Origin of the sequence: Acidisoma cellulosilyticum (genome assembly GCF_020621385.1) — a bacterium.
Classification (GTDB): domain Bacteria; phylum Pseudomonadota; class Alphaproteobacteria; order Acetobacterales; family Acetobacteraceae; genus Acidisoma; species Acidisoma cellulosilyticum.
In genome coordinates, this window is sequence record NZ_JAESVA010000005.1 from 324,197 (window position 1) to 346,497 (window position 22,301).

The window sequence follows — 22,301 nt, forward strand, 5'->3', positions numbered from 1 at the left end:
GGGAGCCTCTCCGGTCGAAGGCCAGCCCGGCCAGAAGATCGGGCAAGAGATAAGGATAGGAAGCGACGATGAGTGACTTGTCTTCGGTCAAGATCAGGGGTTGCGTCGACGGCTATGAGTTTCCGGGCTGTGTTCGCGGATGGGGCTATTGGCAGATCGGAAAAGACCTGCGTCCGGGCCTCGCCTTCGAGGTGCTGCGCGGTGATGAGGTTATCGCCCGTTGCACGGCGACATTGCCCAGGCCCGATGTTTCGAGCGACGCCGCCTTCATGGCCGCCTTCATCCTCGATTTCAGCCGGGCCGGAACGCTTGCCGAATTGCTGAGCGGCAAGATTACGCTCCGCGCGATGACACCGGACGGCCATCCTGGCGAATTGCCGATCTGGGAGCCGACGCGTCTGGCGCTGGAGCAGGAGCTTAGCCGGAGCGAGATCGGCCTTCTGGCGCAGAGCCCGGCGACCGGCGGCGACCGGCCGCTGACAAGGCCCAAGATCGTCTTCATCGGCGCCGGTAGTACCGTTTTCGCCAAAAATCTCCTGGGCGATATCCTGCTGCGACCCGATCTGTCGGCCAGCCGCATCTGGCTTTACGATATCAATGCCGGGCGGCTGAAGGCCTCCGAGGATGTTGCACGCCGTATCGCCGGGCAACTCGGCGTGCCGGCAGAGATCAACGCGACCCTGGATCTTTCGGCAGCTTTGGCGGGGGCCGACTACGCCATCAACATGATCCAGGTCGGCGGCTATGAGCCTGCCACCCTGACGGATTTCGAGGTGCCGTCACGGTTCGGCTTGCGCCAGACCATCGGCGATACGCTTGGCATCGGCGGGATCATGCGGGCGCTTCGCACCATCCCGGTTCTGATCGAGATGAGCCGGCAGATGGAGCGGCTTTGCCCCAATGTGTTGCATCTGAATTATACCAACCCGATGGCGATGAACTGCTGGGCGCTCTCCCGCGCTTCGCCTATTCGGACTGTGGGGCTTTGCCATAGCGTGCCCCACACCGCCGCCGAACTCGCGCGCGATATAGGGGTGCCGCTCGGCTCCATCCGCTATCTCGTGGCCGGCATCAATCACATGGCGTTCTACCTGCGGTTCGAGGCTGGCGGGGAAGACCTCTATCCGCGTCTGCATGCGGTCCAGGCGGAAGGGCGCGTTCCGGCCCATAACCGCGTGCGCTACGATATGCTGAAACGTTTGGGATATTTTGTGACGGAATCGAGCGAGCATTTCGCCGAATATGTGCCTTGGTACATCAAGCGGAATCGGCCCGATTTGATCGAGGCGTTCAATATTCCTCTGGACGAGTATCCGCGCCGCTGCCGGTCTCAGATTGCTGATTGGGAGAGGCTGTCTCAGCGATTGGCTGATAAATCGCTCCCGCTCGATATCCGCCCCTCCATCGAATATGGCACGCAAATCATCAGTGCCATCGAGAGTGGAATACCGGCCGTCATCTACGGCAATGTGCCCAATCGCGGGCTGATAACCAATCTGCCGGACGGTTGTTGCGTCGAATTGCCCTGCCTGGTCGATTCGAATGGTTTGCAGCCGATCCCGGTCGGCGCGCTGCCGCCACAATTGGCGGCGCTGATGCAGACCAATATCGCCGTCCAATCGATGACGGTGGAGGCAGCGCTGACAGGCAGGCGCGACCATGTCTATCACGCAGCCATGCTCGACCCTCATACGGCGGCCGAGTTGAGCCTGGATGAGATCTGGCAGATGGTCGATCAATTGATCGATGCGCATGGCAGCTTGATTCCGCCTTTGCACTGACGGGCGGTTACCGTTGCCTGACGTTCGGGGCGGGATCAGCGCCTGCCAGATTTGAGCGGCAAGTCCGCCAAGCAGGCGCTTGACCTGCTTATCTGCTGGTCCGTGCACGTAAGGGGCCGGCAAGGTGCGATCAAAACCCGATACAATCTAGAGTCCGTCAGGTTTAGTTGGCAACGCCACCAAATCTGTCGTGCGCGGGCCTGGCCGGCCGCACCCCGACCCGCGCATCTACCCGGCGGAGCAAGCGATCGGCCGGCTGGCGCCACGGCGGGTAGGTCCGCGCAACAAGTGCGCGGATGACAAATTATCTATTAAAACCTGACAGACTCTAGCAGGTAGGCGCCCCGGCGTTATCGCTTTGTGTGTCGCACAGACAATTTTATAGAAAAGTTTATAAGAGAGTGGGACGGAAAATTTCCGATGGGAATTCTATTCATGTGGTCGTCTGTATAAAACGTTAATAGGTTTTGTTATAATTGAACGAACAACTTGAAACATAGCGGTTAATATTTATGGAGAAATGTTGACGTTAGCTGCGTTGACCACAAAAGAGAATCTGGTCAGAACACCGGCATGCAAGTGTCATGGTCATCCCGCGCTGTTCTGCTGGCAGGTGTTTCTTGGCTTCTGGCGTTATCGGGCTGTGGCTCCGTTCTGACCGAAGGTACCTCGGCCGGTGCCGGCGTGGCCGGTGCCGGTATTGCGAGCGCAGTCACCAAAAACGGCAGCGTGACGGCGGCGATCGGTCTTGGCACTCAGGCCGCCGCAGCAACGGCTCTCGGCTTCGTCGAGCGTTCGGTTCACGCGGATGAACAGCAGCGCATCGCGTCGGTAGCGGGGCCGCTGCCGATAGGAGGGGTCGCCCATTGGTCCGTCGATCATGCCATACCGATCGAGGCCGATGCCCATGGCGAGGTCGCGGTCAGCCGTGAGATCAGTGCCGCTCCCCTGGCCTGCAGGGAGATCGTTTTTTCGGTCGATCAAATCCATAAGCATCAGTCGGACCGGCAGTTCTTCGTCACGGATATCTGCCGCGACGGCAAGGCCTGGCGTTGGGCCAGCGCCGAACCAGCGGTCGCGCGCTGGGGAACGCTGCAGTGAATGCGCGACGGTTTGGTTTCTTTCTACCCGGGATTCCGCTGCTGCTCGGCGGATGCAGCATGGTCGGCCCCATTTCCGGTGCAGTGGCCGGCGGTGCGACGGGTGCTGTGACTGTCAACCCGATCGTCGGATATGCGACGGCGGTCGGCGTCAATGCCGGGGTTGACGAGTTACAGAAATATATCGCCCGGGTCCGTCAGAATGCCGAGCAGGATGCGATCCTTTTATCGGTCTCGGAAATGCAACCGGGCCAGATCAAGGACTGGAAGATCGTCCATAAAATTCCGATGTTCGATAACGAGCAAGGCACCGTGCAGGTGACGCGCGATATCGATAACCCGCTGACGGATTGCAAAGAAGTGCTGTTCACGGTCGATAAAGGGCAGGGTGCTCACCTCAAACAGACAGCTTACGTTACATCCGCTTGCCGCGACGATGTGACGTGGAAATGGGCCGAATCGGAGCCTGCCGTTGCCCGCTGGGGCTATTTCCAACACATCAGCCACTAATCTTGAGGAGAAAGCAGAGTAAAAAGTCATTGCGACAATAAAATTTACCTATTGTTACATTATTATTTCACGCACTTCGACTGAGTTGTCGCCTTTATGAAGCTTTTTGGATGAAACGTCTCCTTTGATGCCGAATCGTGAGTGCTGTTCTGATTTTCCTAGTTGTCGGCTGGGCTTTGCTTGGTGGGGCCAATTTGGCCAAGGGCAGGCTTGCTCTCTTCCTTTGCTCAAACTGTCTTGATGTCAGAATAAAAGATAAATTCTATGAAAATTTATATCTTGTTAACTAGAATTTGGATCCGGAAACGATAGTTTGGTCAGGCTTCTGCCCGGCCTCGTTCAGTTCAGCTTCGGCATTTGCAAGGAAGTTTTGGCGTAAAAGCGCCAGTTATTGACCTCTGTCTTGAAGACCTAGTCCTGGAGGAGAGTTTGTTGCTGCGGCGCATCATCGGGTTAGAAAAATGTTGCACTGCCAGCCAAATGACCAAAAAATCCTTTACTAATCGTTAACCTTTAATCATCATCCCCCCAAGGTTCGGGATTAAGGTTAGGTCTCGGAGGCTTCGTCTCAACATGACCCGGTGTGATTCGGGTTCTTAGCCGGCAGCGGCGCTTCCTAGTCGCTGAAACTGATGGCCATTTAGATTTTGGCTGAAGATCAAGGGGAGAGCTTGGTGGGCGATACGTTAACGCGTTGCAGAGCGTTTAAGGCGGCCTTTGGCTCGGTAGAGTCTGAAGTTCTGGCCTTTGACTCTTTCGCGCGTTTCTCCCGCCAGATGAAACCGGCGATCATGGAATATGGATCCGCCTGCAGCTTTGGCGTCCTGGTCGTAAAAAGCGGTCGGGCAGTCTGATGGTAACGGCGGATCATTCTTCGCTTTCGTCTCGGTTTCGTTCTCTCAAACAGGATGAGCCAGGTACTACCGCTACTGAGCCGTTGAGCGAGCGCTTTGCGACAATCTGGTCTGTCGAGGGTGAGGTTCGACCATCGGCAAGAGCCTGACCCATTAACGCGTCCCCTTTTTTCTAGCTGGAGTTGATGATGAGCGACATTATGACGGTTAACGGCGGGACTATCCCGTCGAATTTCAGTGCTGGTGCCGGGCAGACCGCCTTCGCCAGTTTCTTCAATTCTTCCACCGTCGTTTCTGACGTCTTTGGTAGCGGCGCCTATAATTTTAGCAGCACCGGCGCTTTTCCGTCGGAAGTGGCCGTTACCGCCCCGGCCATCACGGTCACCTTGTCCGGCGCCAATGCTGTCGCCATTTCCGGTCAGAACGATACGGTCACGTCGGGCGACGCGACCCCGTTCCAAGCCTTCCTGAACGGTAGCGACGGCATTGTTCTGAATACCGGCGCTGCGCCTTCGACGATTTTCGCCTCCTCCGGTTCGGCCACGGTCAATGCCGGTACCGGTTCGACCACGATCAATGGCAGCACGGGTAGCCTGACTTTCTCGGGCGGTTCCTCCAGCAATGACTCCATCACGGCGGGTTCCGGCGCCACGTCCCTGTTCGGTGGCAGTGGCGGCAACAACACCCTCATCGGTGGTTCCGGCCTGACGCTGATGTCGGTGACGGGCGCGGCCTCGGGCGACGTGCTCGTGGGTGGCACGGGCGTGAGCATCATCGATGCCTCGGGCACCACCGGCCCGCTGACCATCTCCACCTACCCGTTTGGTGGCGGCCAGATGGAGGCCACCATGGGCTCCGGCGCCGATACCTTTGTTGGTGGCAGCGGCTCTCATGCCGTGGTTCAGGCTGGCAGCGGCGCTGACGTCTTCGCTTTCGTCAGCAACGGCATGCCGGGCGCCGATACCATCATCGGCTTCAACGCGAAGGACAATGTTGCCTTCGGGTCGGGTCTGACGGTCACGGGCGAAGCGGTCGGTTCGCTTGGCGATGTCATTACCCTGAGCGATGGCACGACCATCACGCTGGCCGGCATCGACCACAAGCTTTGGTAGGACTGAGATAGTCTTGGTGGCCGGTGACGGTTGCCAAGACTGTTGCTAGACTAAAGGGGATGAAAATTGCGACGCCAAACCAAACGTTATGTTTGGTTTGGCGTCGTGATCGCTTGGATCTATGACAATGGGCCTGTCATCGCTGACATGGCCCTTTTTGTGCGACTAGAGTGTTTCCTGTTTGCTTACGTTTGTCTGATTCTAACTGAAGCTTGTCCCTAATATCGTCATGCCCGGCCCCAGAGCCGGGCATCCATTCGTTGGGGCGCCCAAGGACTGGATGACCGGGTCAAGCCCGGCCATGACGGGGCAACGGGTCGTTTCCACCTAAACCTGACGGACTCTAAGCAATCGTGACGTCGCGCCGCTCAGGCGGGTTTGGCAGTTCGGCCAGCCCAGCCAATCGCGCGTCAGCCTTAAAATACGCAAAATCGTCCTCGTAGAATCGTTGCACGAAATCGGTCAGGACCGATGACGTCAGGGCAGCGCCTAGATTGGAGGGCGAGACATTGTGATGGCGTATCGGCAGCTCGTCTAAGCCGAGGCAAAGCATCGCCTCACGCATAAATCGATCATCCCCGCCCATCGGAATCACGTGGCGGGGCAAGAATTCGTTCCCCAATTGCAAATACCAGATTTGGGGCGAGAAATGGATGAAGCGCCAGTCGCTCGTGATGCGCGCGACCGTCAGAATCTGACGAATGAAGGTCTCGACAGCCTCGACGCGCTGCGCCGGGGTCATCGACGACAGGTCGATCTGCGGCTGGAATTTCTTCATATGCTCGTTGACCGCGGACAAAAAGCGCTCATACGGATTCCGTACGAAGATCACTGAATTATACGCCATCGCGCAGGCGAATATGTCAGGAAACTGCGCCTGCATTTCCCATAGGCGGAGATGGGTATGGTCGATGTGGTTTTTGAAATAAGGCGCCCGAAACACGCCCCAGAACGTGAAGCCATCGTCGTGATAGGGCTTCAGCATGTCGCGGAAACTTGTGCCCGCACATTTCGGATTGTGAAAGAAGATAAATTTCCGGGCGTGCGAAACGATCACTCAATGCGTCCTAGAGCAGATCCCGGTCAGATGGACTCATCTGACCGGGTGAAGATGCTCGCAAAAATAACAACCTAGAGCGGCATCTGTGAGCCTAAGCGAACAGGAAACGCTCTAGGTCGGAAGATATCCGCCCGGGGACTATGCGAGCTGGCCGGCCGTCGCTGCAAGACGTCCGGTCTGTCCGTCAGATCATTACCACTCGGCGAAATTGCCGTCCTGCAGACGGAAAATCGGGTTGCGCCAGCCCTTGAAGTCGCTGGCCAGTTCGCGGATCAGAGCCTCGTCGACCTCGATGCCGAGGCCCGGCCCCATAGGGGCTTTCACAAAACCATTCTCCAGCGCGAAGACGGACTTATCGGCTAGATAGGTCAACAGATCATGGCCGCCGGTATTATAGTGGATGCCGAGAGACATCTCCTCGATCACGAAATTCGGGGTGGATACCGCAACCTGCAGGCAGGCGGCGAAGGCAATCGGCCCCAGCGGGCAATGCGGCGCCAAAGCGACGTCATAGGCTTCGGCCATCGCGGCGATGCGCTTCACTTCCGAAATGCCGCCGGCATGGGACAGATCGGGCTGGATGATGTCGACGATGCCGCGTTCCAGGAACGGCTTGAAGTCCCAGCGGGTGAACAGCCGCTCGCCGAGCGCGATCGGGATCGTCGTCATCCGCGACAGCTGTTCCAGGCCTTCGATATTCTCCGACAGTAGCGGCTCCTCGATGAACAGCGGCTCGATCTCTTCCAGGCGCTCGGCCAGGCGGCGGGCCATCGGCTTATGCACGCGGCCATGGAAGTCGAGGCCGATATCCAGCCCTTCCGCTTTCACCGCCGCCGCGCGTTCCACCACGGCGTCCAGATCGCGGGGGGAGGCGAGCCAGTTCAGGTCCGCCGTCGCGTTCATCTTCAGCGCGCGGAAACCCTGCGCCTTGCGGGCGCGGGCCGCTTCGCTCACCTCATCCGGGCGGTCGCCGCCAATCCAGGCATAGCATTCGACCTTGTCGCGGACCTTGCCACCCAGCAGCTGCCAGACCGGCACGCCCAGCGCGCGACCCTTGAGGTCCCACAGCGCCTGATCGAGGCCGGACAGCGCGCTCATCAGCACCGGGCCGCCGCGATAGAAGCCGCCACGATAGCCAACCTGCCAGATGTCCTCGATATCGGCGGCATCGCGGCCGATGAACCGCTCACGGAAAGACGCGAAGACGCCTTCGACCGCTTCGGAATGGCCTTCCAGGCTCGCTTCGCCCCAGCCGACGGCGCCGTCCTTGGTCTCGACCCGGACAAACAGCCAGCGCGGCGGCACGGCAAAGGTTTCGATGCGGTCGATGATCAGGGGCTGCATGGCAAGGGGCTCCATAATGGTCGGATCATTCCTAACCCGACCAACCCCAGGCTTCCAGCCGATCAAACCGGATGGCTTGGCCGAACGCGCTGCATAGGAGAGCCTAGCCGACCGGCGCAAAACCTTCCAGCATGCCGACATAAGGCTTCACGCCCGGCCGCGCATAGCCCGCGACCTTGGAGGTGGTAAGGCCAAGCCCGACCAGCCCCTCCGCCATCTTTACGGCAGCCGCGACGCCGTCGATCACCGGCAGGCCCATCTCGGCCGTCAATTCGCGGGTGAGGTCGGCCATGCCCGCGCAGCCGAGCAGAATGCATTCGGATCCGTCCTCGGCGATGGCGCGGCGGATTTCCGCGCGCACCTTCTCGACCGCGCCGCTATGGGGGTCTTCCAGCGCCAACACCGGCACGCCGGCGGCCCGCGCTTTCCCGCGCCCCTCCATGCCGTAGCGGCGGATAAGCCCGTCCATGGCCGGCAGCGAGACGGGCAGGGTGGTGACGATGGTGAAGCGATGGCCCAGGAATCCCGCCATACGCATCGCGGCCTCGCAGATGCCGATGACGGGCATGGCGGTCACGGTGCGCGCGGCGTCGATACCGGGATCGTCGAAACAGGCAACCACGACCGCCTGGGCGCCGCGCCTCTCGCCGGCCATAACCTCGGTGATCAGGCCGGGGACGCAAAACGCCTCGTCATAGAAACCTTCGATGCTGACCGGACCCATGGCGGGATTCACGGCCTCGATCTCCGTGCCGGGGCTTGCCACGGACCGCGCTGCCGCACCGATCTTCTCGGTCATGGAGGCCGTCGTGTTCGGATTGACGACAAGGATCTTCATCGGGGGATCTTCATGGCAAATCAGCCGAGCTTGGCCGCGCGCCGGCGGCGGATGATGGCCATGCTGGTCATGGCAACAATGATGATGAGAGCGGAGAAAGCGGTCGTCAGCGTGCCCAGGGCATAGATCACGGGCGTGGTGACATTCGCCGTCATGGCGAAGATTTCCAGCGGCAGCGTGTTGCTGTCGCCCGCCGTCATCATGGTGCGTGGATATTCGTCATAGGAGAGTGAGAAGCCGAACAGCGCGATGCCGACGACGCCCGGCAGGATGATCGGCAGGATGACATTGGTGAAGCTGCGCCAGGGGCCGGCGCCGAGATCGCGCGCGGCCTCCTCCCAGCTTTTGTTGAAGCGGTTGAAGACCGCGAACATGATCAGCAGGCCGAAAGGGATGGTCCAGGTGAGCTGCGCCCCGAAGGCCGAGCTGTACCAGGCGGGGTCGATGCCCAGCTGGCTGAACAGCAAGCCGATGCCGAGGCTGACGAGAATGGACGGCACGATCAGGCTGGCGATGACGAGGTAGAACAGAAAGGTGGAGCCCGCGAAGCGGCGCCGGAAGGCCATGCCGCCGGCGACGGAAATCACCACATTCGCGACCATGACCATGAAGGCGAGGATGAGCGAGCGGGTAATGGCGCCGCCGAAATCGCCCACCATCTGCTGCTGGAACAGCGCATGGAACCAGTGGAACGAAAAGCCCCTCATCGGGAAGGTGAGGCCGCCATTCGGTCCCTGGAAGGACAGGATGACGATGGTCGCGATCGGCCCGTACAGGAACAGCACGAAAGCCGCGAAGAGTGCCGCCAGGATATAGAAGGATTTGCCGTGCCGGTCCCGGTTCATGGCGTGACATTCCTTTCGTCGCTCGCGGGTTTGACGAAGGAGGGGGCGCCGCTCATCCCTTAAAGCTCCTTGCGGATATCGACGACGCGCAGGATCAGGAAGACCATGATCAGCACGATCGCGAGCAGGATGACGGCATTGGCCGCCGCCGCCGGATATTGCAGTTGCGACATCTCGTTCTGGATCATGATGCCGACGGAGGCGCTCTGCCCGCCGCCCATGATGCTGACGCTGACGAAATCGCCCATCACCAGCGTGATCACGAAAATCGTGCCGATGCCGATGCCGGTCTTGGACAGCGGCAGGATGACGTTGACGATCGTCTGCCAGAAGCCCGCGCCATTATCCCGCGCGGCTTCGATCAGCGTGCGGTCGATGCGCATCATCGAGTTGAAGATGGGCGTGACCATGAACAGCGTATTGAGATGCACGAAGGCAAGGATGATCGCGAACTGGCTATACAGCAGGAAGGTCAAGGGCTGGTGGATCAGATGGAAGTGCAACAGCACGCTATTGACGATGCCGTTGCGCCCCAGCGCCGGAATCCAGGAAATGGTGCGGATGATATTCGACGTCAGGAAGGGGATCGAGCAGACCAGGAACAGCCCCATCTGCCAGGCCGCACCCCGCACCTCGAAAGCCAGAAAATAGGATAGCCAGAAGCCCAGGAACAGCGTGATCGCCCAGGTGATGACAGCGTATTTCAGCGTCACCGCGAACGTTTCCCAGGTCGCGGAGGATGACACCGCATCGATATAGTTCTGGACGACGAAGCTCCACAGGATCTGGACGGAGTTGTAGTCCAGGAAGCTCACGATCACGAGCATCAGGATCGGGATGACAAGGAAAATCCCGAGTACGATTGCCAGTGGCGTCGCCAGCAGCCAGGCACCGGCGGACGAACCGCCGGGCCTTGCTTTTTTCACGGAAGCCGCTGGTCTGGCAGCGGCGGTATCAGTGGTGGTGCTCACGCGCTGCGGCTCCCGTACTCCGGATTAGGCGACCGAGAACTCGTTCCATTTCTGGATCAGGTAACGGTCGTTATCCATGACCGAGTTCCAGCAAGCGATATGGCCGATGCGGTCGTAGTAGGAACCGCCGTCGCGCACATCGCCGATCTTGGCGATCTGCTGGCCCTGCGGGCTCATGATGGCGGCGGTGGCCGGCTTGCCTTCCATCCAATAGCCCCATTCGTTCGGCGACATGTACTTCTGCGCCGTCGTCAGCACCGCCGAGTAATAGCCCTGGCGGTTGAGGTAAGCGCCGGTCCAGCCCGACAGATACCAGTTGATATATTCATAGGCCGCGTCACGCTCCAGCCCGGTCAGGTGCTTGGCGATGCCAAGACCGCCGCCCCAGCCGCGATAGCCTTCTGCCAGCGGCTGGAAGGTGCAGGCGATGCCCTTGGACCGCACGGCCGTCACGGCCGGGGACCACATCGACTGAATGACGACTTCGCCCGAGGCCATCAGATCGACGCTCTCCTCGAAGCTCTTCCAGAAGGCGCGGAACTGGCCGGCCTTCTTCTGCTCGATCAGGAAGGCGATGGTCTTGTCGATCTCGGCCTTCGTCATATTGCCCTTATCGGCATATTTCATCAGCCCCAGGCTTTCGATCGTCATGGCCGCGTCCATGATGCCGATGCCGGGGATATTGATGATGGCAGCCTTGCCCTTGAAGGCCGGGTCCACCAGTTCCTTCCAATGCGTGATCGGCTTGCCGACCAGGTCAGGGCGGATGCCGAGCGTATCGGCATTGTAGATGGTCGGGATCAGCGTCATCCACTCGGTCGGGGAGGGCGCGAATTTGGTGGAGCTTGCCCCTTCGACATAGCTCACGCGGCAGGGCGCGGTGCCCTGGCCGACGGAGGCCGTCGGCGTCACCTTGCCGTCTTTGAACAACGGCACGATCTCATCGTAATACTTGATCTTCTTGATATCGAGCGGCTGCAGGCGGCCGGTCGGGAAGACCTTCTTGACGGTGAAATATTCGATATCGGCAACGTCATAGCTGTTCGGCTGGGTGATGGCGCGGATGGCGGCGGCGTCGGTATCCATTGCCGTCATGGAAATGGTGATGCCGGTATCGGCCTTACAGCGCGTGGCGATGTCGTTCAGGTTCGACACGCCGGTGCCGAACTGGCGCAGCGTGATGTTCTTGATGTTCTGCGCCCAGATGGTCGGGAAGCCGGTGATCGCGCCGGAGCCGATGGCGGTGCCCGCCACGGCGGCGGCCCCTTTCAGCAATCCACGGCGGTCGATGGTTTTTTTCTCGGTCATTTCCAAAGATCCTTTTGTTGCGTGTGATCAGAGCGTGACGGGATGGGCGTCGGCCGTCGCCCAGGTCAGGCGGGTCGTTTCACCCAAGGTGAGCGGGGACGCAAAGAACTGGTCGTCCGGCACCAGGGCTACGACCTCACCGGTCGTTTCCGTCTCGATACCGACTTTGACGACGGTACCGAGATATTCGATGGAGCAGACAGCACCGCCGATGCCGCCCGCGCCGACAAGGGCACTATCCATCATGCCGATGCGGCAACGGTCCGCGCGTACGGCGACCGCGCCGCTATCCTGACGGATGACGTTATGCCCGCCCATGAAGCGTGCCACGAAGGCGGTCGCCGGGCGGTTGAAAATTTCCTGCGGGGGGCCGCTTTGCACGATGATGCCGTGATCCATCACCACGACCAGATCGGCCAGCGCCAGCGCCTCTTCCTGGCTATGGGTGACATGGATGAAGCTGATGCCCAATTCGCGTTGCAGGCGCTTCAGTTCTTCCCGCATCGTGCCGCGCAGGAAGGGGTCGAGCGCCGACAGCGGTTCGTCCAGCAGCAGGACTTTCGGCCGGGTGATCAGCGCCCGGGCCAGGGCCACGCGCTGCTGCTGGCCGCCGGACAGCTGGGCCGGCAGCCTTGCCGCGTATTTCTCCATCTCGACCATGGCCAGAAGCTTGCTTGCTTCCGCCCGCCGCTCGGCCTTGCCGACGCCGCGCATCTTGAGGCCGAAGGCGACATTGTCGACGCAATTCAAATGCGGAAACAGGGCGTAGTTCTGGAACATCATCGCCGTGCCGCGCTTCACCGGCGGCAGATTGCCGACATTCTGGCCAGCGATGATGACGTCGCCGTCGCTGATATCCTCATGCCCGGCGATCATGCGGAGGGTGGAGGTCTTGCCGCAGCCGGAGGGGCCGAGCAGGCAGCAGTAGGAGCCGCGCGGAATGCGCAGCGAAATATCGCTGACGGCTGTCGTATTGCCGTAGCGCTTGGTGACCGAGATCAGCTCGACATCCAGAACCGTCGTCACAATGGCTCGTCCCTCGGGCGTGGTGGTAACCGGCAACGCGCGCCAAAGGGCGCGTCGCATAGTCTCACGCAAACGTCATGCCAAAGGCGAGGCTGCCGTTTCTGCCGGCATCAAATGACAGAAGGCGCCGCATTGGGCGCCTTCTGCATCGAATGGGTCAAACTGTGTACAGTTTATGGGCGGCTTCTATTCTGTCGCCCGCGTGCTCGTCACGCGGGTCTACCCCTCACCGCTGACGAAACGCGATTGGGCAACCCGACGGGTCGACGCCCAAGACAATATCGTTAGTAGGGTGTGTTTCTAGCTCACGCCTCGCAGCCAGCCTCGCGCAGAAGCTCGACCACCGTTTCGGGCGGCACGTCGCGCGAGGTGAATGCCCGTCCGATGCCGCGCGCGAGCACGAAATGCAGCGCGCCGTCGCGCATCTTCTTGTCGCGACGCATATGCCCGACCAGATGCTCTACCGAAAAGCGACGGTTGAGCATCGCGATCTCGGACGGCAGACCGACGCTGTCCAAGTGCCGGCGGATGCGGGGTGCCAGGTCAGGGCTGCAATGGCCGAGCTTGGCCGAGAGGTCGAAGGCGAGGCCGAGGCCAATCGCCACCGCCTCGCCATGCAGCAGGCCGGCGCCATAGCCGACTTCGGCTTCCAGCGCATGGCCGAAGGTATGACCGAGATTGAGCAGCGCGCGGCCGTCATTCGGCTTTTCCTCGCGCTCGTCGTCGCCGACGACGCCGGCCTTGAAGGCGCAGGCGACCTGAATGGCCTTGGCCTGCAAGGCGCGATTGCCGCTGACCACACCAAGCCCGTTCTGCTCGCACCACTCATAGAAAGCAGCGTCGCCGATCAGCCCGGTCTTGACGATCTCGGCATAGCCGGCGCGCAGCTCCCGCGGCGGCAGGGTCGAGAGCGTATCGGTATCGGCCAGCACCATGCGCGGCTGATAGAAGGCGCCGATCAGGTTCTTGCCCTGGCGGGTATTGATGCCGGTCTTGCCGCCAACGCTGGAATCGACCTGGGACAGCAATGTCGTCGGCACCTGCACGAAGGGCAGGCCGCGCATGGTGGCGGCTGCCGCGAATCCGGCCAGGTCCCCCACCACGCCGCCGCCGAGCGCAATGACGGCGGTGCGCCGCTCCACCGCCTGGTCCAAAAGCTGGTCGATGACGGAGGCCCAGTTCTCGACCGATTTCGAGGGTTCACCGGGTTCCACGATAATGGTGCCGGTGGTGAAGCCCGCCGTCTCCAACCCGGTCAGCAGGGTCTGCAGATGGAGGCCCGCGACGGTCTTGTCCGTCACCACCACGGCGCGGCGCTGCGGCAGCACGGCGCCCAGCAATCCGCCGGCGCGGGTGATGAGGCTGCTGCCGATGATCACCTCATAGCCGCCGGCCGCAAGTTCCACCGGCACGGACAAGGCCGGCAGATGGTCCATCACGGTCTCGGCCATGCGTCCGGCCATGGCATCCACAGTTTCGTCGCGGGAGTCGATCACGATATCAGCCTCGGCATAGATGGGATGGCGGAGCTTCATCAGCCCCTGCAAAATCTGACCCGGGTCGCCGCTCATCAGCAGCGGGCGGTGGGTGCGCCCGGCGACACGTCTTAGCAGAAGCGGCAAGGTCGCGCGGATCCAGATGGACAGACCCTTGCCGCGGATCACCGTGCGGGTCTCGGAATCCATGAAGGCGCCGCCACCGGTCGCCAGCACGATTCGCGGACCTTCCAGCAGCCGGCGGATCACCCGGCGCTCCACATCGCGGAAAGCCGGTTCGCCGAAACGCTCAAAAATCTCGCTGACCGTGTAGCCGGAGGCCGTTTCGATTTCCTGATCGGCGTCGATGAAGGTCAGGCCCAGAGTCGCGGCCAGACGCTTGCCCACGGCCGTCTTGCCCGCACCCATGATCCCCACCAGCACAATGCTGCGATCGGCGAGGTGGCGGGGCAGGGTATCGCTCTTCAAGGCGTCGTCGTTGTTGCGCGTCATCAAGCCAGAGGTTAGCACAGCCGCAGTTTCCACGGGCAGGCCCACCCTATGCGCAGTTTCTTGTTGGTTCTCATCGTCGTCCTGTTGGTCGTCCTCGGCGGCGGGTTCGTGGCTTTGGGCATGTTTCCGCTGCCGCTGCACCAGCATCAGGTGCATGAAATCCTGCCAAACAGCGTGATTGACAAGACCTAGCCGCTTCTAGCCGGCCCGCGCCCAGGCAAGGCGCCCCGCGTTACGCCGGCGCAACGGCGGCTTTGCGGGTCGGCATGACCGTCCAAAGGACAGCCAGCATCACGATGGCGCCGCCAATGAGGGTCGCGCTGGGCGGAACCTCGCCGAAGCCAAGCCAGACCCAAAGCGGCGCCAGCGGTGTATCCAGCAATCCCAGCAGCGCGCCCTGGGTTGCGGTCACATGGCGCATCCCCAGGCTGAGAAATAACAGGCCGAGCCCAAGCTGGCAGGTGCCGAACAGGCCCAGATAGACCAGCGTGCGGGTGTCGAGTGGCCAGAAATGGGCGAAGGGTGCGGTCGCGACGGCGGTGATGATGCACATGACGGCGACCGCCGGCATCATCGATCCCTGACGGCCGCCGCGTCGCAGCAGCACCATGGTGACGGCGAAGGTCGCGGTCATCCCGACGGCCAGAAGGTCGCCCAGGATATGTCCGGCATGCAGCGCGCCCCGCGCCATGACGGCGACGCCGACCAGCGCGAGCAGGCTGCTGACCAGCACCCGCCAGCCTTCGCGCTCGGCCAGGAAGACCCAGGCTAGGGCCGCCGTCATGAAGGGCAAGGTCGCGTAGATGATCGCGACATCGGCGACCGTCGTATGGCGGAAGGCGGTGAGGTACAGGTAGGAGGAGAAGCTGCCCATGCAGGCGATCGTCAGCCCCGTGCGGCCGATGGCGCGCGTCTGCCGCCAGGCATCGCCCCGATAGCGCAGCAGCACCAGGACGGTCAGCATGATGCCGGCAATGATGGACCGCCAGCACAGCAGGCTCATGACATCCAGCGGGATCAGCCGGGTGAAAAACCCGGCCATGCTATAGGCGACGGCCGAGCCCGACAGAAAGCCAATTCCCAACCACCGCTGCATATCGCTGTCCGTTTCCCGTCGCGTGATCGGGGTTATAAGGGAAGAGGTCTGACAGCGTGGTGTCAGCAACCGGTGCTGCACGCCAGAGACAAAAGGAGCGGACATTCATGCGACCGGCGGACCGGCTGTTCGACATCATCCAGCTTCTGCGGTCGAGCCCGCGTGCGCTGACGGCGGCGGCCATCGCTGAACGGCTGGAAGTCTCCACCCGCACCATCTACCGCGATATCGCGACGCTGCAGGCAAGCGGCTTGCCCATCGATGGCGCCAGCGGTTTCGGCTATGTGCTGGGGCCGGGCTATGACCTGCCGCCGCTGATGTTCACGGCCGAGGAATTCCAGACCATCGCGGTGGCGCTCGATCTGGTCCGCCGCACCGGGGATCGCGGGCTGCAGGAAGCCGCGAGCGCCGTGCGCGCCAAGATCGCGGCGGTTTTGCCCTGCCGTCCGGCGCCTGTTGCGGAAACACCCTTCTACGTCTGGTCCGGCGGCGCGTCGGTGGCGGCGGTCGTCTGTATGGCGGAGGTGCGCGACGCCATTCGCGACGCGCGGAAAATCCGCATCGATTACCTGAGCCGCGATGGCGTGCCGAGCCAGCGGATCGTCTGGCCGCTCGCCGTCGCCTATTTCTCGGAATCGACGCTGCTCGGCACCTGGTGCGAGCTCAGACAGGATTACCGGCATTTCCGTACCGATCGCGTGCAGGACCTGGTCATTCTGGACGAGACCTATCCCGCCGACCGGCCCGGCCTGCTCGATGGCTGGCGCGCCTTGCAGGCGGGTTATGAGACGCGCGACCTACCGCTCACGGCATCATGAAAGGTGAAACAGATCCGCCATTGCTCGTCATGAAAGGCATAATTTTGGTGCGAGGTCAGGAGCCGGCAGGGCAGCCAGCGTCGGTCACATTCTATCGGAAGCGCCCTGAAATCTGTCGTGCGCGGGCCCCGACCCGCGCATCTACCCGTCTGCGCGGGCAAGCGGCCGTCTGGGCGCCGCGGCGGGTAGGTCCGCGCAACGCGTGCGCGGATGACGAGGCGCGACGGGCGAGGCTTCTATCAAAGCCTGACAGGTCCTTAGGCTCCGGCTATCGCAATTCGCAACCTTTATGAACCGACATCTCGAAGCCTTTCTGGAAATGATGGCGGCGGAGAAGGGCGCGGCGCGGAATACGCTGGCGGCCTATCGCGCCGATCTGGAAGACGTTCTCTCGTTCCTGAACGCGCGGGGGGAAGACATTCTCACCTGTCAGGCCTTGTCGCTCCGCGCCTATCTGGCGTCCCTCGCCGATCTGGGGCTCAGTGAACGTACCCAGGCGCGGCGCCTGGCCAGCCTGCGCGGGCTGACCAAATTTCTGCTCCGCGAAGGCATCCGGCAGGATGATCCCGCGCGGCTGCTCTCCTCGCCGAAAGCACGGCCGGGACTGCCCAAGAACCTGACCGAGGCCGAGGTCGACCTGCTGCTGACGACCGCCGCCGGCGAGGCGCAAAAAGGTCCGCGCGGACTCATGCTGCAGGCTGGGCTGGAAATCCTCTATGCCAGCGGTCTACGTATTTCGGAACTGCTCGCGCTGCCCGCCGTCGCGCTGACGCGGGACGCCGAGATGCTGATGGTCCGTGGCAAGGGTGGCAAGGACCGCGTGGTGCCGCTGTCGGAAACGGCGCGGGAGGTCGCGCGCGCGCTGCGTGCCACGCATCCGAAGGGCGCGAAATGGCTGTTTCCGGGGCGGGACGGGCGCGTGCCGCTGACGCGCCAGGCGTTCTTCCTCGCGCTGAAGGACCTAGCCCTCAAGACCGGATTGGACCCGGCGCGGGTATCGCCGCATGTGCTGCGGCACTCCTTCGCCTCCCATCTGCTCGGGCGCGGCGCCGATCTGCGCAGCCTGCAGATGCTGCTCGGCCATTCCGATATCGCGACGACGCAGGTCTATACGCATCTCCTGTCCGAGCGATTGCAGAAGCTGGTGGAGAACCACCATCCCCTGGCGCTCGCCTATCAGGAGGGCGGCAAGGTCGTCCCGCATCCAGCGGCGGACGAGGACCGTTAATCGAGGGAAACCAGCGGCATAAGGCCGGGAGCTTTCCTCATGCGCGTGCTCGCTTTCGTCTCACTCGCCGCGCTCGCTGGGCTCGCTGCCTGCGCGCGGCAGCCGGTCACGGCCTTTTCAGACCGCACGCCCGTCTTCAAGGTCGAGGATTTCTACAACGGGCATTCCCGTGGCTACGGGTTCTTCTTCGACCGCCGTGGCAATGTCGTGAAGCAGTTCACGGCGGATGAGAATGGTGTCTGGGACGGCAAAACCCTGCGCCTGCATGAGCATTACCTGTTTTCGGACGGCAAGACCCAGGACCGCGACTGGACCTTCGCGCGTGACGCCAAGGGTATTTGGATCGGCCGTACGCCCGATGTTGTGGGCGTCACGCGGGGCCAGACCTCAGGCAATGCCTATCGCATGCATTACGTCTTCGACCTCAAAAGCAGCGGCTCGGACCATACCCTGACCTTCGACGACTGGCAGTGGATGGTCGCTCCCAAGATCATGATGAACCGCGCCTGGGGCACCAAGCTCGGCTTCGAATTCGGTGAGATCGAGGCGACCTTCATCCACGACTGAGGACCGGGGGACGCGGGCGAGGGCGGAAGTATTCCGCCGCGCGGTCGCCCATGCGCCGCACGATGGTCCGCCCCGGCACTTCCACCCAATGGTGCAAGAAGCTGCCCACGACATAGAGGCTGGCGATGAGGAAGACAGCGGACATGGTCTGCGCCACTGCCGTCGGCATGGTGCTGGGTAGATGCTTGATCAGCCAATGCACGAGGCCGATCCAGACATTGTGGATGACGTAGATCGTGTAGCTCAGCACGCCGAGCTGCATCAGCGGCTTCCATGAGAACAGCTTGGCAAGCGCACCCTTGTCGCAGGCCAGGCACAGAACCAGCAGCGGGAAGGCCGGGTAGATGACCTGGTCCGGCAGATGCAGCACCAGGCAAAGCATGATGTAGGCCAGTGCCGTCCAGCCGATACCCGAAGCCGCGAGGCGTTTCGCCGGCGGCCATTGATACAGCCGGTAGGTCAGCAGGCCGAAGGTGAAGCCGCCCAGGCAGCGCAGCATGGGAATGAAGGTGCGGCCGTCATAGGCATCCAGCGCGCCGTTGTGATGCATCCCGTCATAGCCGGTCAAAGCGCCTGCCGCCACGATCAGCGCGGCGGCGGCCAGCAGCGACAGCATGGCATAGGCCGGGCGGCGGAACAGGATGCCGCCGACGATGAAGGGAAACACGAAATAGGCGCCCCATTCGGTGCTGATCGACCAGGTCGGCGTCGTCACCGCCTTCGCCACGCCCCAGGACTGGATCATGAAGATATTGGCAATCACGTCCTTGATCGGCAGCGGCAGGTTCATGGCGAACCAGCCGTTCGGCACCTGCAGGCTGCCATAGACCGCCAGCGAATAGGCGATCCGGAGGGCCAGAAAGCAAATATAGAGCGGATAGAGCCGGGCCACGCGGCGCATCAGGAAGGTAAAGAAAGCCGGGGCGGTCACGCCGTCGCGGAACATGCGGCCATAGGTCAGCGCCATCACGAAACCGCTGAGCACGAAGAAGATGTCGACGGCCAGATAGCCCCGCGCCACCAGATGGCTGATCCCATAGGGAAAATCCGCTGCCGGATAGCTGTGATAGGCGATGACGATGACCGCCGCAGCGCCACGTACGCCTGTCAGCGCATCGATCTCATCCTTGCCCTTGGGCGCGATCCGATCATCCTGGATCGCGGATCGGTCGATGACCGCCGTATGCTGCTCCATAGAGCGTCATAAAGGGTCGATGGTCCGAATTTGCACCGCTCACGGCTGGGTGATGGCCGAAAAGCGAGGCGAGCCGGTCTTCACGCTTTGGCGAGTGGGTTAGAGAAGGACCAGATCGTCGCGATGGATCAGCTCGTCGCGCCCCCGCCAGCCGAGAATGGCCTCGATCTCTTCCGAGCGATGGCCCGCGATGCGTTTTGCATCCTCGCTGCCATAGGCCGAAAGGCCGCGCGCGATCTCGTCGCCGCTGGGTCCGAGCACGCGTACCGCATCACCGCGCGTGAAATCCCCGCCGATGCCGCGCACCCCGGCCGGAAGCAGGGAACTGCCGCCTGACAGCGCGCGGGCCGCGCCGGCATCGATGGTGACGGCGCCGAGCGGCGACAGGCTGCCGCCGATCCACCGCTTGCGGGCGGAGCGTCCGTCCTGGCTCGGCAGGAACCAGGTGCAGCGGGCGCCGTCCATCAGCGCCTGCACCGGATGCGGCCGGTGACCGAGGGCTATGGCCATCGCACAGCCGGCGCTGGTCGCGATGCGGGCCGCGACCAGCTTGGTGCGCATGCCGCCCGAGGAATAGCCCGGCGGCGGCTCGCCGCCCATGGCGTCGATCTCGGCCGTCATGCCGGTCACGACCGGAATATGCTGGGCATCCGGATCGCGCCTGGGGTCGGCGGTATAAAGCCCGTCGATATCCGACAGCAGGATCAGCTGATCGGCCTGCACCATTTCGGCGACGCGGGCGGCCAGCCGGTCATTGTCGCCGAAACGGATTTCGGCGGTCGCGACGGTATCATTCTCATTGATCACCGGCACGCAGCCGAGCGACAGCAGCGTCGTCAGCGTCGCGCGGGCGTTGAGGTAACGGCGCCGGTCCTCGGTATCTTCCATCGTCAGCAGAAGCTGGGCGGCGGTGATGTCCTGCGCCGACAGCGCTTCCGTCCAGGCCTGGGCAAGGCGGATCTGGCCCACGGCAGCGGCGGCCTGCTTCTCCTCCAGCCGCAGCTTCGGTTGCATGAGATTGAGCGTGCGGCGCGCCAGGGCGATGGCGCCGGAGGAGACGACGAGCACTTCGGTCCCACGGGCGCGGAGCGCGGCGATATCCTGGGCGACCTCATTCAGCCAAGCCTGGCGCGGTGCTGCGGCTTCCCCATCGACCACAAGGGCGCTGCCGAGCTTGATGACAAGGCGGCGGGCCTGATTCAGCGCCGGCACGGCCAGAAGGCCGGCAGCCGCCGCACTCACGCCCGCGCGGCCCGTCTGGCGGCGGCGCGCTGCGCTTCCATCCGTTCGGCGCGGGCTTCGTTCACGAAACCCATCAGCGCGCGCAGCACTTCCGGCAGGCCGTCGCCGGAGACGCCGGAGGCGACGAAAACCTGCGCGCCGGACGCCTTGGCCAGGGCGGATTTGCGGGCGGAGGTCTCGCGTGGCGTCATGGCATCGGATTTGTTGAGAACCAGGATCTCCGGCTTGTCGAGCAGACCGGCGCCATAGGCTTCCAGCTCGCCACGGATCGTGCGCCAGGCATCGACCACGCTGCCGGCGGCACCATCGATAAGATGCACCAGGGCCGCGCAACGCTCGACATGACCCAGGAAGCGGTCGCCGAGGCCGACACCTTCATGCGCGCCTTCGATCAGACCCGGAATATCGGCAAGGACGAATTCCTCGTATTCCGTCGGTCGCACGACGCCCAGTTGCGGCACCAGCGTGGTGAAGGGGTAATCGGCGATCTTCGGCTTGGCGGCCGAGACGCGGGACAGGAAGGTCGATTTGCCGGCATTGGGCAGGCCGAGCAGCCCGACATCGGCGATCAGCTTCAGGCGCAGCCAGATCCAGCGTTCCTCGCCCGGCCAGCCTTTGTCGGCCCGGGTCGGTGCGCGATTGGTGCTGGTCTTGAAATGGGCGTTGCCGTTGCCGCCGTCGCCGCCACGGCAGAAAACGATGCGCGCCTCGGGGTGATCCAGATCGGCCAGCATCGTCTCCCGGTCGTCCGCCAGAATTTCGGTGCCGACCGGAACCTTGATCGTGATCGATTCGGCGTCGCGCCCCGTGCGGTCGCTGCCCGAGCCGTTGCCGCCCTTGGGCGACTTGAAATGCTGCGTATAGCGGAAGTCGATCAGCGTATTGAGATCGGCCGAGGCCTCGAAAATGATATCGCCGCCGCGCCCGCCGCGCCCGCCGTCCGGCCCGCCGAATTCGATATACTTTTCCCGGCGGAAGGCGACCGCGCCGTCGCCACCGTCACCGGAGCGGACATAGATCTTGGCTTGATCGAGGAACTTCATAAACGCACCAGAAAAAGAAATAGGGGCCGACAGAGCCGGCCCCTTGAAAGTCGATTGTATCAGCGCCCCGAGGGGCGCTGCGTCAATAAGGGACCGGTGTTACTCAGCGGCGAGGGGAAGCGGCTTCACCGAAACATGGACGCGCTCGGCCTTCTTTTCGAAGGACACGTGGCCGTCGATCAGGGCGAAGATCGTGTGATCCTTGCCGAGGCCGACATTCGCGCCCGGCTTCATCTTCGTGCCGCGCTGGCGGATGATGATGTTGCCGGCGATGACGCTTTCGCCACCGAACTTCTTGACGCCGAGGCGGCGGCCGGCGGTATCGCGGCCGTTGCGGGAAGAGCCGCCTGCTTTCTTATGTGCCATATCTGTATC

At 62.5% G+C, this 22,301-nt stretch carries 21 protein-coding genes; 8 read left to right on the forward strand and 13 right to left on the reverse strand.

Annotated elements, in window-relative coordinates; all coding sequences use genetic code 11:
* The first annotated feature begins 68 nt into the window (after positions 1-68).
* The 4 genes from melA (at position 69) to ACELLULO517_RS16440 (ending at position 5,357) form a co-directional block, all read left to right on the forward strand.
* A complete protein-coding gene (gene melA / locus ACELLULO517_RS16425) occupies positions 69-1,781 on the forward strand; it encodes an alpha-glucosidase/alpha-galactosidase (RefSeq protein WP_319796434.1) in 1,713 nt (570 codons plus the stop codon).
* Between the two features lie 573 nt (positions 1,782-2,354).
* Positions 2,355-2,882, forward strand: coding sequence for a hypothetical protein (locus ACELLULO517_RS16430; RefSeq protein ID WP_227308492.1), 528 nt, complete (start codon positions 2,355-2,357; stop codon positions 2,880-2,882).
* Positions 2,879-3,391 (forward strand): hypothetical protein, encoded by a 513-nt coding sequence (locus ACELLULO517_RS16435; RefSeq protein ID WP_227308493.1) that lies wholly within the window; start codon positions 2,879-2,881, stop codon positions 3,389-3,391. Before ACELLULO517_RS16430 ends, ACELLULO517_RS16435 begins: the two co-directional genes overlap by 4 nt.
* A 1,042-nt stretch (positions 3,392-4,433) precedes the next feature.
* Entirely contained in the window at positions 4,434-5,357 is a 924-nt protein-coding gene (locus ACELLULO517_RS16440) for a hypothetical protein (RefSeq protein WP_227308494.1), read from the forward strand.
* A gap of 343 nt (positions 5,358-5,700) precedes the next feature.
* Here ACELLULO517_RS16440 and ACELLULO517_RS16445 read toward each other — a convergent pair whose 3' ends face one another.
* The 8 genes from ACELLULO517_RS16445 to aroB all read right to left on the reverse strand — a co-directional run bounded on the left by ACELLULO517_RS16445 (position 5,701) and on the right by aroB (position 14,755).
* Positions 5,701-6,414: a sulfotransferase family 2 domain-containing protein gene (locus ACELLULO517_RS16445; RefSeq protein WP_227308495.1), complete on the reverse strand. Its 714-nt coding sequence runs from the start codon at positions 6,412-6,414 to the stop codon at positions 5,701-5,703.
* A gap of 195 nt (positions 6,415-6,609) precedes the next feature.
* Positions 6,610-7,761 carry a galactonate dehydratase gene (gene dgoD / locus ACELLULO517_RS16450; RefSeq protein WP_227308496.1) on the reverse strand — a complete coding sequence of 384 codons (1,152 nt, stop codon included), beginning with the start codon at positions 7,759-7,761 and terminating at the stop codon, positions 6,610-6,612.
* 103 nt (positions 7,762-7,864) lie between these two features.
* Complete coding sequence (locus ACELLULO517_RS16455; RefSeq protein WP_227308497.1) at positions 7,865-8,599, reverse strand: aspartate/glutamate racemase family protein; 735 nt, start codon at positions 8,597-8,599, stop codon at positions 7,865-7,867.
* Between the two features lie 20 nt (positions 8,600-8,619).
* Positions 8,620-9,444 (reverse strand): ABC transporter permease, encoded by an 825-nt coding sequence (locus tag ACELLULO517_RS16460; protein WP_227308498.1) that lies wholly within the window; start codon positions 9,442-9,444, stop codon positions 8,620-8,622.
* A 59-nt stretch (positions 9,445-9,503) separates the two neighbouring features.
* The gene (locus ACELLULO517_RS16465; RefSeq protein ID WP_319796435.1) at positions 9,504-10,415 is read right to left on the reverse strand and encodes an ABC transporter permease; all 912 of its coding nucleotides are present in this window, start codon (positions 10,413-10,415) and stop codon (positions 9,504-9,506) included.
* Positions 10,416-10,439: 24 nt separating this feature from the next.
* Positions 10,440-11,723: an ABC transporter substrate-binding protein gene (locus ACELLULO517_RS16470; protein WP_227308499.1), complete on the reverse strand. Its 1,284-nt coding sequence runs from the start codon at positions 11,721-11,723 to the stop codon at positions 10,440-10,442.
* A 27-nt stretch (positions 11,724-11,750) separates the two neighbouring features.
* Positions 11,751-12,809, reverse strand: coding sequence for an ABC transporter ATP-binding protein (locus ACELLULO517_RS16475; RefSeq protein WP_227308500.1), 1,059 nt, complete (start codon positions 12,807-12,809; stop codon positions 11,751-11,753).
* 245 nt (positions 12,810-13,054) lie between these two features.
* Positions 13,055-14,755: a 3-dehydroquinate synthase gene (aroB, locus tag ACELLULO517_RS16480; RefSeq protein WP_227308501.1), complete on the reverse strand. Its 1,701-nt coding sequence runs from the start codon at positions 14,753-14,755 to the stop codon at positions 13,055-13,057.
* Positions 14,756-14,785: 30 nt separating this feature from the next.
* Here aroB and ACELLULO517_RS16485 point away from each other — a divergent pair, with 30 nt between their 5' ends.
* Positions 14,786-14,929, forward strand: a complete 144-nt coding sequence (locus ACELLULO517_RS16485; RefSeq protein ID WP_227308502.1) for a hypothetical protein — start codon at positions 14,786-14,788, stop codon at positions 14,927-14,929.
* Between the two features lie 40 nt (positions 14,930-14,969).
* Here ACELLULO517_RS16485 and ACELLULO517_RS16490 read toward each other — a convergent pair whose 3' ends face one another.
* A complete protein-coding gene (locus tag ACELLULO517_RS16490; protein ID WP_227308503.1) occupies positions 14,970-15,833 on the reverse strand; it encodes a DMT family transporter in 864 nt (287 codons plus the stop codon).
* A 107-nt stretch (positions 15,834-15,940) separates the two neighbouring features.
* On the opposite strand from ACELLULO517_RS16490, the gene ACELLULO517_RS16495 reads away from it, so the two are divergent.
* From ACELLULO517_RS16495 to ACELLULO517_RS16505, 3 genes are all read left to right on the forward strand, one after another.
* Entirely contained in the window at positions 15,941-16,651 is a 711-nt protein-coding gene (locus ACELLULO517_RS16495; protein ID WP_227308504.1) for a helix-turn-helix transcriptional regulator, read from the forward strand.
* Between the two features lie 289 nt (positions 16,652-16,940).
* Complete coding sequence (locus ACELLULO517_RS16500) at positions 16,941-17,879, forward strand: site-specific tyrosine recombinase XerD (protein WP_227308505.1); 939 nt, start codon at positions 16,941-16,943, stop codon at positions 17,877-17,879.
* Between the two features lie 39 nt (positions 17,880-17,918).
* Positions 17,919-18,446, forward strand: coding sequence for a DUF3833 family protein (locus ACELLULO517_RS16505; RefSeq protein WP_227308506.1), 528 nt, complete (start codon positions 17,919-17,921; stop codon positions 18,444-18,446).
* Here ACELLULO517_RS16505 and ACELLULO517_RS16510 read toward each other — a convergent pair.
* From ACELLULO517_RS16510 to rpmA, 4 genes are all read right to left on the reverse strand, one after another.
* A complete protein-coding gene (locus ACELLULO517_RS16510; protein WP_227308507.1) occupies positions 18,433-19,641 on the reverse strand; it encodes an acyltransferase family protein in 1,209 nt (402 codons plus the stop codon). The two genes, ACELLULO517_RS16505 and ACELLULO517_RS16510, sit on opposite strands and share 14 nt — an antisense overlap.
* A 99-nt stretch (positions 19,642-19,740) precedes the next feature.
* Positions 19,741-20,883 (reverse strand): glutamate 5-kinase, encoded by a 1,143-nt coding sequence (gene proB, locus ACELLULO517_RS16515; RefSeq protein WP_227308508.1) that lies wholly within the window; start codon positions 20,881-20,883, stop codon positions 19,741-19,743.
* Positions 20,880-21,926, reverse strand: a complete 1,047-nt coding sequence (gene obgE, locus ACELLULO517_RS16520) for a GTPase ObgE (RefSeq protein ID WP_227308509.1) — start codon at positions 21,924-21,926, stop codon at positions 20,880-20,882. The genes proB and obgE overlap by 4 nt, the downstream gene beginning before the upstream one ends.
* Positions 21,927-22,025: 99 nt before the next feature.
* Positions 22,026-22,292, reverse strand: coding sequence for a 50S ribosomal protein L27 (gene rpmA / locus ACELLULO517_RS16525; RefSeq protein WP_227308510.1), 267 nt, complete (start codon positions 22,290-22,292; stop codon positions 22,026-22,028).
* Positions 22,293-22,301: the final 9 nt, after the last annotated feature.